The organism is Pseudomonas sp. KBN12P06040 (assembly GCF_037574965.1).
GTDB lineage: Bacteria > Pseudomonadota > Gammaproteobacteria > Pseudomonadales > Pseudomonadaceae > Pseudomonas > Pseudomonas aeruginosa.
This window is the reverse complement of sequence record NZ_JBBELS010000001.1, coordinates 473,260-488,330: the sequence shown is the minus strand read 5'-3', so window position 1 is coordinate 488,330 and position 15,071 is coordinate 473,260. Positions and strand designations below refer to the sequence as shown.

Below are 15,071 nucleotides of genomic sequence, written 5' to 3'. Positions count from 1 at the left end.
CTGCCCCATGCCGACAGACGCCAAGCGCCCGCTGCAGCTCAACGACCAGGGCCAGCTGCGCCACTTCATCTCGCTCGACGGATTGCCCCGCGAGCTGCTCACCGAAATCCTCGATACCGCCGATTCCTTCCTGGAGGTCGGCGCCCGCGCGGTAAAAAAGGTTCCGCTGCTGCGCGGCAAGACCGTCTGCAACGTGTTCTTCGAGAACTCCACACGCACCCGCACCACCTTCGAGCTGGCCGCCCAGCGGCTGTCGGCCGACGTGATCAGCCTGAACGTATCCACCTCTTCCACCAGCAAGGGCGAGACGCTCACCGACACCCTGCGCAACCTGGAGGCGATGGCCGCCGACATGTTCGTGGTGCGCCACAGCGACTCGGGCGCGGCGCACTTCATCGCCGAGCACGTCAGCCCCAACGTGGCGGTGATCAACGGCGGCGACGGCCGCCACGCGCACCCCACCCAGGGGATGCTCGACATGCTGACCATCCGCCGGCACAAAGGGAACTTCGAGCAGCTATCGGTGGCGATCGTCGGCGATATCCTGCATTCGCGAGTAGCCCGTTCGAACATGCTGGCGCTCAAGACCCTGGGTTGCCCGGACATCCGCGTGATCGCCCCGCGCACCCTGTTGCCGATCGGACTGGAAGAGCAGTACGGCGTGCGCGTGTTCACCAACGCCGACGAAGGCCTGAAGGACGTCGACGTGGTGATCATGCTGCGCCTGCAACGCGAGCGTATGCAGGGTGGCCTGCTACCCAGCGAGGGCGAGTTCTTCAAGCTCTACGGCCTGACCGAGAAGCGCCTGAAGCTGGCCAAGCCGGATGCCATCGTCATGCACCCTGGCCCGATCAACCGTGGCGTGGAGATCGAGTCGGCGGTGGCCGACGGTGCCCAGTCGGTGATCCTCAACCAGGTCACCTACGGCATCGCCATCCGCATGGCGGTGCTGTCCATGGCCATGAGCGGCCAGAACACCCAACGCCAGCTGGAACAGGAGGACGCCGAATGACCATCAGTATCCGAGGCGCCCGCGTCATCGACCCGGCCAGCGGCCTGGACCAGGTCGGCGACCTTCACATCGAGGCCGGCAAGATCGTCGCCATCGGCGCCGCGCCGGCCGGCTTCAGCGCCCAGAAGACCCTCGACGGCGCCGGCCTGGTGGCCGCGCCGGGACTGGTCGACCTCAGCGTCGCCCTGCGCGAGCCGGGCTACGGACGCAAGGGCAACGTCGAAAGCGAGACCCGCGCCGCCGCGGCCGGCGGCACCACCAGCCTGTGCTGCCCGCCCTATACCCGGCCGGTGCTGGACACCCCGGCGGTGGCCGAGCTGATCCTCGACCGCGCCCGTGAGGCCGGCAACGCCAAGGTCTACCCCATCGGCGCGCTGACCCGCGGCTTCGGCGGCGAGCAACTGTCGGAACTGGTGGCCCTGCGCGACACCGGTTGCGTGGCCTTCACCAATGGCCTGCATGGCTTCGCCAGCAACCGCATCCTGCGGCGCGCCCTGGAGTACGCGGCGACCTTCGACCTGACGGTGATCTTCACCTCGCAGGACACCGATCTCGCCGAAGGCGGCCTCGCCCACGAAGGCCCGACCGCCAGCTTCCTCGGCCTCGCGGGGATCCCGGAAACCGCCGAGACCGTGGCCCTGGCCCGCAACCTGCTGCTGGTGGAACAGAGCGGCGTGCGCGCGCACTTCAGCCAGTTGACCAGCGCCCGCGGCATTGAACTCGTCGCCCAGGCCCAGGCCCGTGGCCTGCCGGTGACCTGCGACGTGGCGCTGTACCAGTTGATCCTCACCGACGAAGCGCTGGTGGGCTTCTCCAGCCTCTACCACGTGCAACCGCCGCTGCGCACCAAGGCCGACCGCGAAGCCCTGCGCGAGGCGGTGAAGAACGGCGTGGTACAAGCCATCGCCAGCCACCACCAACCCCACGAGGCGGACGCCAAGAACGCGCCGTTCGCCGCCACCGAGCCGGGCATCAGCGGCGCCGAGCTGCTGCTGCCGCTGGCGATGACGCTGGTGCAGGACGGCCTGCTCGACCTGCCGACCCTGCTCGCCCGCCTCTCCCACGGCCCGGCCCAGGCCCTGCGCCTGCCTGCCGGGCGCCTGGCGGTCGGCCAGGCCGCCGACCTGGTGCTGTTCGACCCGCAGGGTTCGACCCTGGCCGGTGAGAGCTGGTACTCGAAGGGGCAGAACAGCCCGTTCGTCGGTCACTGCCTGCCGGGACGAGTGCGTTACACCCTGGTGGACGGACACCTGACCCACGAGGGCTGATCCCTGCCACCACGAAAAAGCCCGCCATCCGGCGGGCTTTTTCACCTTCGCGTTCGCGATTCCGGGGGGCGTATCCGTTGCCGGGGCGGGCGCCCTATCCCAGCCTCTGCCACCAACCCGCCTTAACGGCAGGGCGAATAACGCGGAGCGTTATCCGCCGAGGCATGCTCGCCGGGAACACCCGATGGCCAGCAGCCGCGCCGGTCGGCGCCGCTCCCTGCGGAGCCTCAGATCTTCGCCAGCGCCTGCGCCAGGTCGGCCTGCAGGTCCTCCAGCGCCTCGACGCCCACCGACAGGCGGATCAGCGAGTCACCGATGCCCAGGTCGGCGCGGGTTTCCGCCGGGATGCTGGCGTGGGTCATGATCGCCGGATGCTCGATCAGGCTTTCCACCCCGCCCAGGCTCTCCGCCAGGGAGAAGATCCGCACGTTCTCCAGGAAGCGCCGGGCGCCGGCCAGGTCGCAGCGCAGGTCGAGGGAGATCATCCCGCCGAAGCCACGCATCTGCCGTTTCGCCAGCTCATGCTGCGGGTGCGAAGCCAGGCCGGGGTAGTAGACCCGCGCCACCTGCGGCTGGCGCTCCAGCCACTGGGCCAGGGCCAGGGCGTTGCTGCAATGGCGCTCCATGCGCAGCGCCAGGGTCTTCACCCCGCGCAGGGTGAGGAAGGCGTCGAACGGCCCGGAGATGGCGCCCACCGAGTTCTGCAGGAAGCCCAGGCGCTCGCGCAGGTCCGGGTTGTCGCCGACGATGGCGATGCCGCCGATCACGTCGGAATGGCCGTTCAGGTACTTGGTGGTGGAGTGCACCACCACGTCGAAGCCCAGTTCCAGGGGGCGCTGGATGTAGGGGCTGGCGAAGGTGTTGTCGGCCACGCTGATGATGCCGCGGGCGCGGCAGAGCTGGGCGATGGCGCGCAGGTCGGTGAGGCGCAGCAGCGGGTTGCTCGGGGTTTCCACCCAGACCATGCGGGTTTCCGGGGTCAGCGCGGCCTCGAAGGCCTGCAGGTCGGTCGGGTCGACGAAGCTGAAGCGATGCCCGGCGCTGCGCCGGCGGACCCGCTCGAACAGGCGGAAGGTACCGCCGTAGAGGTCATTTCCGGAAACGATGTGGGAACCGGCGTCGAGCAGCTCCAGCACCGAGGAGATCGCCGCCAGGCCGGAGGCGAAGGCGAAGGCCTGGGCGCCGCCCTCGAGGTCGGCCACGCAGCGCTCCAGGGCCCAGCGGGTCGGGTTGTGCGAGCGGCCGTAGTCGAGCCCCTTGTGTACCCCGGGGCTTTCCTGGATGTAGGTGGAGTTGGCATAGATCGGCGGCATGATCGCGCCGGTCGAGGGATCGGGGGCCTGCCCGGCGTGGATGACCCGGGTCGCGAAGGCCTGGGCCGGGGCGTCGGGATGCTGGTCGTGCTGGCTCATGTGAGCTTTCTCCGCAAATGGTTCAACAGGTCGAAACGGGTGATCAGGCCGTGGAAGCCGCTGGCATCGGCAACGATCGCCACCAGGCCGCGGTCCAGGACCGCCTGCAACTGGGCCAGGCTGGCGCCGGGCGCGAGGGTCTCCGGCGCGGCGTTCATCGCGCTGCTTACCGCATCGCGGAAGCGTGGCGCGTCGGCGTGGACGCCGAGCAGGATATCCGACTCGTCGATCACACCGACCAGTTTTCCATCGTCCAGCACCGGCAATTGCGAAACGTCGGCCAGGCGCATGCGCTGGAAGGCGGTGAGCAGGGTGTCGTCCGGACCGACGCTGATCACCCGGCCCTCCTCGAAGCGCCGCGCGATGATGTCGCGCAGGTCGCCGTAGTGCTTGCGTTGCAGCAGGCCCTGGTCGGTCATCCACTGGTCGTTGTAGATCTTCGACAGGTAGCGGGTGCCGGTGTCGCAGACGAAGCTGACCACCCGCTTCGGCTCCTTCTGCTCGCGGCAAAAGCGCAGCGCCGCGGCCAGCAGGGTGCCGGTGGAGGAGCCGCCGGGAATGCCCTCGACGCGCAACAGTTCGCGGGCCATGGCGAAGCTTTCCTCGTCGCTGATGGAATAGGCATGGCGCACGCTGGAGAGGTCGGCGATGGCCGGTACGAAGTCCTCGCCGATGCCCTCCACCGCCCAGGAACCCGGCGTACCCAGGGTGCCGGAGCGGGAGTACTCGGCCATGATCGAGCCCTCGGGGTCGGCGAGCACCATCTCCAGCTCCGGCTGGACCTTCTGGAAGAACCGGGTAAGGCCGGTCAGGGTACCGGAGGAGCCGACGCCGACGACGATGGCGTCGAGATCGTGGCCGGTCTGCGCCCAGAGCTCCGGGCCGGTGCCGCACTCGTGGGCCAGCGGGTTGGCCGGGTTGTTGAACTGGTCGGCGAAGAAGGCGCCGGGAATGTCCTGCGCCAGGCGCGCGGCAACGTCCTGGTAGTACTCCGGATGGCCCTTGCCGACGTCCGAGCGGGTGATGTGCACCTCGGCGCCCATGGCGCGCAGGTGCAGGACCTTCTCGGTGGACATCTTGTCCGGCACCACCAGCACCACCCGGTAGCCCTTGGCGCGACCGACCAGGGCCAGGCCGAGACCGGTGTTGCCGGCGGTGGCCTCGACGATGGTGCCACCGGGCCGCAGGCGGCCGTCACGCTCGGCGGCCTCGATCATGGCGACACCGATGCGATCCTTGATGGAGCCGCCGGGGTTCTGCGATTCGAGCTTGAGGAACAGGGTGCAGGGGCCGGTATCGAAGCGCGTCACGCGAACCAGCGGGGTGTTGCCGATCAGGTCGAGCACGGCGGGGCGTGAGTCGGAAGTCATCTTTTCTCCTTTCGGTGTTTCCGCACGGAGCGATACGGTGCGCGGCCTCGTGAGCCATTGCACCTATCCGTTCTGGGGCTTGCAGACCATAGGGGCTGGCGCGCGCGGGCGCCAATAACCTACAGGTAGAACGTTAGAACCTTTGGTTCCTTAAGTCCCGCCGGAGGAATTCCCTGCCGACCGCGGCGACACCCATGAAAAAGCCCGCCGGATGGCGGGCTTCTCGCACCTGGCGACGAGCCTCAGATACGCTGCGGCCCGTTGCGCTCGGACACCTGTCCGTTGAGGGTCCAGAAGTCGTAGAGCACACCGAGGAAGAACAGGCCGCCGGTGAACAGGTAGATGATCCCGGTGATCCACTTGCCCATGTACATCCTGTGCACGCCGAGCACGCCGAGGAAGGTCAGCAGGATCCAGGCCACGTTGTAGTCCAGGTTGCCGCCCTGGAAGCGCCGGTCGGCCTCGCGGTCCATCGACGGGATGAGGAACAGGTCGATGATCCAGCCGATGAAGAACAGGCCGAAGGTGAAGAACCAGATCGTCCCGGTGATCGGCTTGCCGTAATAGAAGCGGTGCGAACCGGTGAAACCGAAGATCCACAGCAGGTAGCCGATGGCCTTGCTATGGGTGTCGTGCTGTTGAGTCATGCGTCCCCCCTCGTTCCGTGCGCGGCTGCGGCCGCGCCTGAGCCGCAGGTTAGCGGAGCGGCGGACGCCGCGCCAGAGCGGCCCGGCGCATGACAGTTTTGCAATTGCCTATCCTGTAGGCTGGTGCTGCCGCCACCGCCCCACAGGAGCCGCCATGAGCGCCGGACACGAGCACAGCTTCGCCCAGACCAACTCGACCCGCCTGAAATGGGCGTTGCTGCTGACCGGAAGCTTCCTCGTCGCCGAGGTCGTCGGCGGCATCCTCACCGGCAGCCTGGCACTGATCTCCGATGCCGCGCACATGCTCACCGACGCCGTGGCCCTGGCCATCGCCCTGGCCGCGATCAACATCGCCAGGCGCCCGACCAACGATCGCCTGACCTACGGCTACCACCGCTTCGAGATCCTCGCCGCGGCGTTCAACGCCTTCCTGCTGTTCGGCGTGGCCTTCTATATCCTCTACGCGGCCTACGAGCGGCTCAACCAGCCGGCGGAGATCCAGTCCGTGGGCATGCTGGTGATCGCCGTGCTCGGTCTGCTGGTGAACCTGGCCAGCATGCGCCTGCTGGCGCCGGCCCAGGGCAACAGCCTGAACGTCAAGGGCGCCTACCTGGAGGTCTGGAGCGACATGCTCGGCTCGCTGGGGGTGATCGTCGCCGCTATCGTGATCCGTTTCACCGGCTGGGCCTGGGTCGACTCGCTGGTGGCGGTGCTGATCGGTTTCTGGGTCCTGCCGCGCACCTGGATCCTGCTGCGCGAGAGCCTGCATGTGTTGCTCGAAGGGGTGCCGAAGGAAATCCAGTTGGCCGAGCTGCGCGAAGCGCTGCTGGGGATTCCCGGCGTGACCGGGCTGCACGACCTGCATGTGTGGTCGATCACCAGCGGCAAGATCAGCCTGACCAGCCATCTGGTCTACGACCCGGCCCTGGTCGACGCCGAGGCGCTGCTGGGAACGGTGAAGGCGCTGCTGCACGACCGCTACGAGATCGAACACAGCACCCTGCAACTGGAAACCTCGGCCTGCGCCCAGGCCGAGGAGCCGCTGGCCTACTGAAGACGGTTCAGCGGAAGCGCCGGCCGGCAGGGTCGTCGTCGGTGATTTCCAGGCTCAGGCCCTGGGTCAGGTTCGACAGGTGGTCGGCGTCGCTTTCCGAACCGAGCTTGATCATCAGGCGCAGGTCGTTGGCCGAGTCGGCGTGGGCCAGGGCGTCCTCGTAGGTTATCTCGCCCTGGGTGTAGAGCTGGTACAGCGCCTGGTCGAAGGTCTGCATGCCCTGCTCGGTGGAGCGCTTCATCAGCGGCTTCAGCTCGTGTACCTCGCCCTTGCGGATCAGGTCGGCGGCCAGCGGGGTGTTCAGCAGCACCTCGATCACCGCCCGCCGCCCCTTGCCGTCGGGGGTCGGCACCAGTTGCTGGGCGACGATGGCCTTGAGGTTCAGCGACAGGTCCATCCACACCTGGCCATGACGGTCGGCCGGGAAGAAGTGGATGATCCGCTCCAGCGCCTGGTTGGCGTTGTTCGCGTGCAGGGTCGCCAGGCACAGGTGGCCGGTCTCGGCGAAGGCCACGGCGTGGTCCATGGTCTCCCGCGAGCGCACCTCGCCGATCATGATCACGTCCGGCGCCTGGCGCAGGGTGTTCTTCAGCGCCACCTCGAAGGAGTCGGTGTCCAGCCCCACCTCGCGCTGAGTGACGATGCAGCCCTGGTGCTGGTGGATGTACTCGATCGGGTCCTCGATGGAGATGATGTGCCCGGTGGAGTTCTTGTTGCGGTAGCCGATCATCGCCGCCAGCGAGGTGGACTTGCCGGTGCCGGTGGCGCCGACGAAGATCACCAGGCCGCGCTTGGTCAGCGCCAGCTTCTTGAGGATTTCCGGGAGCTTCAGCTCTTCCAGGGTCGGGATGTTGGTCTCGATCCGGCGCAATACCATGCCCACCAGGTTGCGCTGGTAGAAGGCACTGACCCGGAAGCGGCCGATGCCGCGGGCGCTGATGGCGAAGTTGCACTCATGGTTCTCGGCGAAATCGCGGCGCTGCTGCTCGTTCATCACGCCTAGCACGGTCTCGCGGGTCTGCTCCGGCGACAGCGGCGTCTTGGTCACCGGCATCACCCGGCCGTTGACCTTCATCGACGGCGGTACGCCGGCGGTGATGAACAGGTCGGAGCCGCCCTTTTCCACCATCAGGCGCAGCAGCTTTTCGAATTCCATGATGTTCTCGCTCACTCAGGGGCGCGCCGCGACGGCGAGCCGGATGCGGGCGAGCGGGCGCTGGACGCGCTCGCCGGCAAGGATAGGTAGGAATGCGCCTACGGTACCGCTCTCCCGCTCTTGAATCCTAGACGCAGTTCCGGGATTCGGGCGAAGCGCGGCGGATCGGCGCCAGGATCAGAAGTTTTCCGGGATCTTCGCCTTCTCGCGGGCGTTCTCGCGGCTGATCAGGCCCTTGGCGACCAGGCCCTTGAGGCACATGTCGAGGGTCTGCATGCCCAGCGAGCCGCCGGTCTGGATCGCCGAATACATCTGCGCGACCTTGTCCTCGCGGATCAGGTTGCGGATCGCCGGGGTGCCGATCATGATCTCGTGGGCCGCCACCCGGCCGCCGCCGATCTTCTTGATCAGGGTCTGCGAGATCACCGATTGCAGCGACTCGGAGAGCATCGAGCGAACCATGGCCTTTTCCTCGGCCGGGAACACGTCGACCACCCGGTCGATGGTCTTGGCCGCCGAGGTGGTGTGCAGGGTGCCGAATACCAGGTGGCCGGTCTCCGCCGCGGTCAGGGCCAGGCGGATGGTCTCCAGGTCGCGCATCTCGCCGACCAGGATGATGTCCGGGTCCTCCCGCAGCGCCGAGCGCAGCGCTTCGCTGAAGCCGAGGGTGTCGCGATGCACCTCGCGCTGGTTGACCAGGCACTTCTTCGATTCGTGGACGAATTCGATCGGGTCCTCGATGGTGAGGATGTGGTGGTACTTGGTGTTGTTCAGGTAGTCGAGCATCGCCGCCAGGGTGGTGGACTTGCCCGAACCGGTCGGCCCGGTGACCAGTACCAGCCCGCGCGGGACGTCTGAAACACGTTTGAACACTTCTCCCATGCCAAGCTCCTCCATGGTCAGTACCTTGGAGGGAATGGTCCGGAATACCGCGCCGGCGCCACGGTTCTGGTTGAAGGCGTTGACCCGGAAACGCGCGACGCCCGGCACCTCGAAGGAGAAGTCGGTCTCGAGGAATTCCTCGAAGTCCTTGCGCTGCTTGTCGTTCATGATGTCGTAGATCAGCGCATGCACCTGCTTGTGTTCCAGCGGTGGCAGGTTGATCCGGCGTACATCGCCATCCACCCGGATCATGGGCGGCAGGCCGGCGGAGAGGTGCAGGTCCGAAGCGCCCTGTTTGGCACTGAAGGCGAGCAGCTCGGTAATATCCATGGGACTCCCCAATTACAAGCAAGCAGGTAGAATGCCGCCAAAGCCGCCGTCTCGGACAAGGAAAACACCGGATGAACCAGGGTGCTTCCAGGACACGCGTGGTGTCCTGCGCCAGACGCGGAACCTCGACACTGGAACAGGAAGATGGCCATCGAGGCCGGCGGTTTCGAGGGCGTCTAGCCGACGCCGACCGCACTTCCATAGGGCGCAGGTAATGTCCACGATAGCAGAGAATATTGCAAAGGTTGCCGCACGCATCCGTGAGGCAGCGCAAGCTGCGGGGCGCGATCCGGCCACGGTCGGCCTGCTCGCCGTGAGCAAGACCAAGCCCGCCGCCGCGGTGCGCGAGGCGCACGCCGCCGGCCTTCGCGACTTCGGCGAAAACTACCTGCAGGAGGCCCTCGGCAAGCAGGCCGAACTGGCCGACCTGCCCTTGAACTGGCACTTCATCGGCCCCATCCAGTCGAACAAGACGCGGCCCATCGCCGAGCATTTCCAGTGGGTGCACTCGGTGGACCGGTTGAAGATCGCGCAGCGCCTGTCGGAGCAACGCCCGGCCGGGCTGCCGCCCCTGAATGTCTGCCTGCAGGTCAACGTCAGCGGCGAAGCCAGCAAGTCCGGCTGCGCCCCCGAGGACCTGCCGGCCCTGGCCGAGGCCGTGAAGCAACTGCCCAACCTCCGATTGCGTGGCCTGATGGCCATCCCCGAACCCACCGCCGAACGCGCCGCGCAACACGCCGCGTTCGCCCGCCTGCGCGAACTGCTGCTGGACCTGAACCTTGGCCTGGACACCCTGTCCATGGGCATGAGCGACGACCTCGAGGCAGCCATCGGCGAAGGTGCGACCTGGGTCCGCATCGGTACCGCCCTGTTCGGCGCCCGCGACTACGGCGCGCCGGCTTCTTGAAGGAATCCCCTATGAGCACACCCCGCATAGCGTTCATCGGCGCCGGCAACATGGCCGCCAGCCTGATCGGCGGCCTGCGCGCCCAAGGCGTGCCGGCGGCGCAGATCCGCGCCAGCGACCCGGGCGCCGAGCAACGCGCGAAGATCGCCGGCGAGTTCGCCATCGACGTGGTCGAGTCCAACGCCGAGGCCGTGGCCGACGCCGACGTCGTGGTCCTGTCGGTCAAGCCGCAGGCCATGAAAGCCGTGTGCCAGGCCTTGGCGCCGGCGCTGAAGCCGGAGCAACTGATCGTCTCCATCGCCGCCGGCATCCCCTGCGCCAGCCTCGAAGCCTGGCTCGGCCAGCCGCGCCCGGTGGTCCGCTGCATGCCCAACACCCCGGCGCTGCTGCGCCAGGGCGCCAGCGGGCTGTACGCCAACGCGCAGGTCAGCGCCGCGCAACGCGAGCAGGCCGGGCAGTTGCTGTCTGCGGTAGGCATCGCCCTGTGGCTGGACGACGAAGCGCAGATCGACGCGGTGACCGCGGTGTCGGGCAGCGGCCCGGCGTATTTCTTCCTGCTGATGCAGGCCATGACCGACGCCGGCGAGAAGCTCGGCCTGTCCCGCGAGACAGCCTCGCGCCTGACCCTGCAGACCGCCCTCGGTGCGGCACAGATGGCGCTGTCCAGCGAGGTCGAGCCGGCCGAACTGCGGCGCCGGGTGACTTCGCCCAACGGCACCACCGAGGCGGCGATCAAATCCTTCCAGGCCAACGGCTTCGAAGCACTGGTGGAGCAGGCCCTGAACGCCGCCAGCCAGCGCTCCGCCGAGCTGGCCGAACAGCTTGGCCAATAAGGAGTAGTCGATGATCGGCCTCAACACCGCTGCTATCTATATCCTCCAGACCCTCGGCAGCCTCTACCTGCTGATCGTGCTGCTGCGCTTCATCCTGCAACTGGTCCGCGCGGACTTCTACAACCCCCTCAGCCAGTTCATCGTGCGCGCCACCAAGCCGCTGCTGAACCCGCTGCGGCGGATCATCCCCGGCTTCGGCGGGATCGACCTGGCCTCGCTGGTGCTGGCGATCCTGATCCAGCTGGTGCTGATGATCCTGATCCTGATGCTGATGGGCTACGGCGTCGGCGGCTTCATCATGCAACTGCTGATCTGGTCGATCATCGCCGTCACCTCGCTGTTCCTGAAGGTGTTCTTCTTCGCCCTGATCATCAGCGTGATCCTTTCCTGGGTCGCCCCGGGCAGCTACAACCCCGGCGCGCAACTGGTGAACCAGATCTGCGAACCGCTGCTGATGCCGTTCCGCAAGCTCCTGCCGAACCTCGGCGGACTGGATCTCTCGCCGATCTTCGCGTTCCTCGCGCTGAAGCTGATCGACATGCTGGTGATCAACAACCTGGCGGCCATGACCGGCATGCCCCAGCAGTTGAGCATCTTCCTCTGAGCTTCTACCGCTGGGACGGCGAGGACCTGCTCCTCGATTGCCACCTGCAGCCCAAGGCGAGCCGCGACGAGTTCGCCGGGCTGCACGGCGAACGCCTGAAGATCCGCCTCACCGCACCGCCGGTGGAGGGCAAGGCCAACGCCCATCTGCTGGCCTTCCTCGGCAAGGCCTTCGGCGTGGCCAAGAGCCTGGTGAGTCTCGAAAGCGGCGAGCTGAACCGGCAGAAACGGGTGCGCATCCGCCGTCCGACCCGATTGCCGGAGGAACTGGGGATCGCCGCTCGACCCGCTTGACCGACCTTACGTGCAGGAATGTGAAGCAGGCCAATTGACGCTCCCCCGCTCCCCCGCATAATCCACGCCATCCTTCCCCCGCCGGTCCCGCGCCCTGGAGCCCCTGGATGAGCATGGAAAGACTCAGCCATCAAATCGACGCCTACGTCGCCTGGAAGCGCGAGCTGATGCGGGAAATCACCCGCTATCGCGGCTGGCTGGAGCGCAGCCGGCTGAACAGCCCGGCGGTCGAGGCCAAGCTCGAACGCGCCCTGCGCCAACTGCGCGCGGACCACATCACCCTGGCCTTCGTCGGCGAGTTCTCGCGTGGCAAGACCGAGCTGATCAACAGCCTGTTCTTCGCCGGCTACGGCCAGCGCATGCTGCCGTCCCACGCCGGGCGCACCACCATGTGCCCCACCGAGCTGTTCCACGATCCGCGCGCCGAGCACAGCTACATCCGCCTGCTGCCGATCGAGACGCGCCTGGCCGACGCCAGCGTCGCCCAGTTCAAGCGCGTGCCGCGCCACTGGGTGAACATTCCGCTGGACACCGGCGACCCGGAGGGCATGGCCCAGGCCTTCGCCCAGGTCGCCAAGACCAAGGCGCTGCCGGTGGAACAGGCGATCCAGCTCGGCTTCCATCCGGATGCCCTGGAAGCCGCCGACGAACCCGACCAGGTGCGCGTCCCGGCCTGGCGCCACGCCCTGGTCAACTTCGACCACCCGCTGCTGCGCCAGGGCCTGCGGATCCTCGACACGCCCGGCCTGAACGCCCTCGGCAGCGAGCCGGAGCTGACCCTGTCGATGCTGCCCAACGCCCAGGCGATCCTGTTCCTGCTGTCCGCCGACGCCGGTGTCACCGCCTCGGACATGGAAATCTGGCAGAAGTACATCCAGCCACTGCGCGAGGACGGCCACAGCAGCCTGTTCGCCGTGCTGAACAAGATCGACGTGCTCTGGGACGACCTTTCCGGCGAGCGCTTCGTACAGAACGCCATCCGCCTGATCCAGGACGGCACGGCCCGCCAGCTCGGCCTGCAGCGCGGCGACGTGCTGCCGCTATCGGCGAAGCAGGCGCTGCTGGCCAAGGTCCGCGGCGAACCGGCGCTGCTCGAACGCAGTCGCCTGGATCGGCTGGAAGCGCTGCTCTGCGAGCGCATCGTCGCGCAGAAGGAAGCACTCCTGGAGAACGCCGTGCTCGGCCAGGTCCTCGGCCTGCTGCACAACAGCCAGCATCTGCTGCGCCTGCGCCTGGAGAAGGTCGAGGAACAGCGCGCGCTGCTCGACGACAAGCAGCGCGACAGCGGCCAACTGCTGTTCGAACTGACCGCGAAGACCAAGGACGACCACGGCCGCCACCACCGCCGCCTGCTCAACCTGAAGACCAACCAGCGCCTGCTGCAGCACCAGGGCGCGACGCTGCGCGAGACGATCCGCAGCGAACGCATGGAACAGCACCTGCAGAAGGTGCGGCGCAACCTCAACGGCAGCCTGACCACGGTCGGCATCAACCAGGCGATCCTGGCGTTCTTCCGCGCGGTGGAGCACGACCTCGACAACCTCGAGCACGAGGCCGGCATGGCCAACCGCATGGTCGCCGCCATCTACCGCCGGCACAACGAGGAGAACCCGCTCTACGCCCTCGACGCGCCGCAGCTGCGGGTCCAGCGCTACCAGCGCGAACTGTTGCAGTTGAAGAAGAAGGGCGACCAGTTCCGCCTGCAGTTGAAGACCGTGCTTACCGAGCAACGCCTGCTGACCCGGCGCTTCTTCGCCACCCTGGTGCAGGAGGTGGTCGGCCTGCACCAGCGCCTGCGCGAGGAAACCGAGCGCTGGGCCAACGACGCGCTGATGCCGCTGATGCAGCACACCCTGGAAAACAAACAGTTGCTCGAAAGCCACATGCTCCGCCTCAAGGGCCTGGCCCAGGAGACCCAGCAGGTACGCCAGCGCAGCCAGGCCTTCGCCGGGTTCGCCGGGGAATTGCAGGAACAGTTGCGCGAAGCCGGCGACATCCTCCGCCAGTTGCGCCGCCCCTCGCCCCTGCAGCGCCAGGCCAAGGTGGTCAACCTGCCCGGCTCGCAGCGCGCCTGACCCCGCTCCCACGGCGCGCGCCAGCGCGCTTGCCGCTGGGGGCGACGCTCTTTAGACTGGCGCCCTCCTTTGTTCGAGAGCAGGGTCGATGCCCACAGTCTTCCCCGACGACTCCGTCGGTCTGGTCTCCCCCCAGACGCTGCACTTCAACGAACCGCTCGAGCTGACCAGCGGCAAGTCCCTGGCCGAGTACGACCTGGTGATCGAAACCTACGGCGAGCTGAATGCCACGCAGAGCAACGCGGTGCTGATCTGCCACGCCCTCTCCGGCCACCACCACGCCGCCGGCTACCACAGCGTCGACGAGCGCAAGCCGGGCTGGTGGGACAGTTGCATCGGTCCGGGCAAGCCGATCGACACCCGCAAGTTCTTCGTCGTCGCCCTCAACAACCTCGGCGGTTGCAACGGATCCAGCGGCCCCGCCAGCATCAATCCGGCGACCGGCAAGGTCTACGGCGCGGACTTCCCGATGGTCACGGTGGAAGACTGGGTGCATAGCCAGGCGCGCCTGGCAGACCGCCTCGGCATCCGCCAGTGGGCCGCGGTGGTCGGCGGCAGCCTCGGCGGCATGCAGGCGCTGCAATGGACCATCAGCTATCCCGAGCGCGTCCGTCACTGCCTGTGCATCGCCAGCGCGCCGAAGCTGTCGGCGCAGAACATCGCCTTCAACGAAGTCGCCCGGCAGGCGATTCTTTCCGACCCTGAGTTCCTCGGCGGCTACTTCCAGGAGCAGGGCGTGATTCCCAAGCGCGGCCTCAAGCTGGCGCGGATGGTCGGCCATATCACCTACCTGTCCGACGACGCCATGGGCGCCAAGTTCGGCCGTGTACTGAAGACCGAGAAGCTCAACTACGACCTGCACAGCGTCGAGTTCCAGGTCGAGAGCTACCTGCGCTACCAGGGCGAGGAGTTCTCCACCCGCTTCGACGCCAATACCTACCTGCTGATGACCAAGGCGCTGGACTACTTCGACCCCGCCGCCGCCCACGGCGACGACCTGGTGCGCACCCTGGAGGGCGTCGAGGCGGACTTCTGCCTGATGTCCTTCACCACCGACTGGCGTTTCTCGCCGGCCCGCTCGCGGGAAATCGTCGACGCCCTGATCGCGGCGAAAAAGAACGTCAGCTACCTGGAGATCGACGCCCCGCAAGGCCACGACGCCTTCCTCATGCCGATCCCCCGGTACCTGCAAGCCTTCAGCGGTTACATGAACCGCATCAGCGTGTGA

At 67.3% G+C, this 15,071-nt stretch carries 14 protein-coding genes; 9 read left to right on the top strand and 5 right to left on the bottom strand.

What is annotated here, in order from left to right:
• Positions 1-7: 7 nt before the first annotated feature.
• Both VQ067_RS02280 and VQ067_RS02275 read left to right on the top strand, forming a co-directional pair.
• Complete coding sequence (locus tag VQ067_RS02280) at positions 8-1,012, top strand: aspartate carbamoyltransferase catalytic subunit (protein ID WP_003084569.1); 1,005 nt, start codon at positions 8-10, stop codon at positions 1,010-1,012.
• Positions 1,009-2,280, top strand: a complete 1,272-nt coding sequence (locus VQ067_RS02275; protein ID WP_004365041.1) for a dihydroorotase — start codon at positions 1,009-1,011, stop codon at positions 2,278-2,280. The genes VQ067_RS02280 and VQ067_RS02275 overlap by 4 nt, the downstream gene beginning before the upstream one ends.
• 227 nt (positions 2,281-2,507) lie before the next feature.
• On the opposite strand, the gene VQ067_RS02270 is transcribed toward VQ067_RS02275, so the two are convergent.
• The 3 genes from VQ067_RS02270 to VQ067_RS02260 form a co-directional block, all read right to left on the bottom strand.
• Positions 2,508-3,692 (bottom strand): cystathionine gamma-synthase, encoded by a 1,185-nt coding sequence (locus VQ067_RS02270; protein ID WP_003110017.1) that lies wholly within the window; start codon positions 3,690-3,692, stop codon positions 2,508-2,510.
• On the bottom strand, positions 3,689-5,062 hold the full coding sequence (locus tag VQ067_RS02265) for a pyridoxal-phosphate dependent enzyme (protein ID WP_004365040.1): 1,374 nt from the start codon (positions 5,060-5,062) through the stop codon (positions 3,689-3,691). Before VQ067_RS02265 ends, VQ067_RS02270 begins: the two co-directional genes overlap by 4 nt.
• A gap of 242 nt (positions 5,063-5,304) precedes the next feature.
• The gene (locus tag VQ067_RS02260) at positions 5,305-5,709 is read right to left on the bottom strand and encodes an NINE protein (RefSeq protein WP_003084560.1); all 405 of its coding nucleotides are present in this window, start codon (positions 5,707-5,709) and stop codon (positions 5,305-5,307) included.
• Between the two features lie 154 nt (positions 5,710-5,863).
• Between VQ067_RS02260 and czcD the strand changes: the two genes are divergently transcribed.
• A complete protein-coding gene (gene czcD / locus VQ067_RS02255; protein WP_003100957.1) occupies positions 5,864-6,763 on the top strand; it encodes a CDF family zinc transporter CzcD in 900 nt (299 codons plus the stop codon).
• A gap of 7 nt (positions 6,764-6,770) precedes the next feature.
• On the opposite strand, the gene pilU is transcribed toward czcD, so the two are convergent.
• Together pilU and pilT are read right to left on the bottom strand one after the other, a co-directional pair.
• Entirely contained in the window at positions 6,771-7,919 is a 1,149-nt protein-coding gene (gene pilU / locus VQ067_RS02250) for a type IV pilus ATPase PilU (RefSeq protein WP_003110016.1), read from the bottom strand.
• Positions 7,920-8,096: 177 nt separating this feature from the next.
• Positions 8,097-9,131 carry a type IV pilus twitching motility protein PilT gene (gene pilT / locus VQ067_RS02245; protein ID WP_003084552.1) on the bottom strand — a complete coding sequence of 345 codons (1,035 nt, stop codon included), beginning with the start codon at positions 9,129-9,131 and terminating at the stop codon, positions 8,097-8,099.
• Between the two features lie 214 nt (positions 9,132-9,345).
• Here pilT and VQ067_RS02240 point away from each other — a divergent pair, with 214 nt between their 5' ends.
• The 6 genes from VQ067_RS02240 (at position 9,346) to metX (ending at position 15,071) form a co-directional block, all read left to right on the top strand.
• Complete coding sequence (locus tag VQ067_RS02240; protein WP_003084549.1) at positions 9,346-10,038, top strand: YggS family pyridoxal phosphate-dependent enzyme; 693 nt, start codon at positions 9,346-9,348, stop codon at positions 10,036-10,038.
• Positions 10,039-10,049: 11 nt separating this feature from the next.
• Positions 10,050-10,871 carry a pyrroline-5-carboxylate reductase gene (proC, locus tag VQ067_RS02235; protein WP_003084546.1) on the top strand — a complete coding sequence of 274 codons (822 nt, stop codon included), beginning with the start codon at positions 10,050-10,052 and terminating at the stop codon, positions 10,869-10,871.
• Positions 10,872-10,881: 10 nt separating this feature from the next.
• Complete coding sequence (locus VQ067_RS02230) at positions 10,882-11,475, top strand: YggT family protein (protein ID WP_003084544.1); 594 nt, start codon at positions 10,882-10,884, stop codon at positions 11,473-11,475.
• Complete coding sequence (locus tag VQ067_RS02225; RefSeq protein WP_031628111.1) at positions 11,472-11,768, top strand: DUF167 domain-containing protein; 297 nt, start codon at positions 11,472-11,474, stop codon at positions 11,766-11,768. The genes VQ067_RS02230 and VQ067_RS02225 overlap by 4 nt, the downstream gene beginning before the upstream one ends.
• 107 nt (positions 11,769-11,875) lie before the next feature.
• Positions 11,876-13,843 (top strand): dynamin-like GTPase family protein, encoded by a 1,968-nt coding sequence (locus VQ067_RS02220; protein ID WP_031693617.1) that lies wholly within the window; start codon positions 11,876-11,878, stop codon positions 13,841-13,843.
• A gap of 88 nt (positions 13,844-13,931) precedes the next feature.
• Positions 13,932-15,071: a homoserine O-succinyltransferase MetX gene (gene metX, locus VQ067_RS02215; RefSeq protein ID WP_003084535.1), complete on the top strand. Its 1,140-nt coding sequence runs from the start codon at positions 13,932-13,934 to the stop codon at positions 15,069-15,071.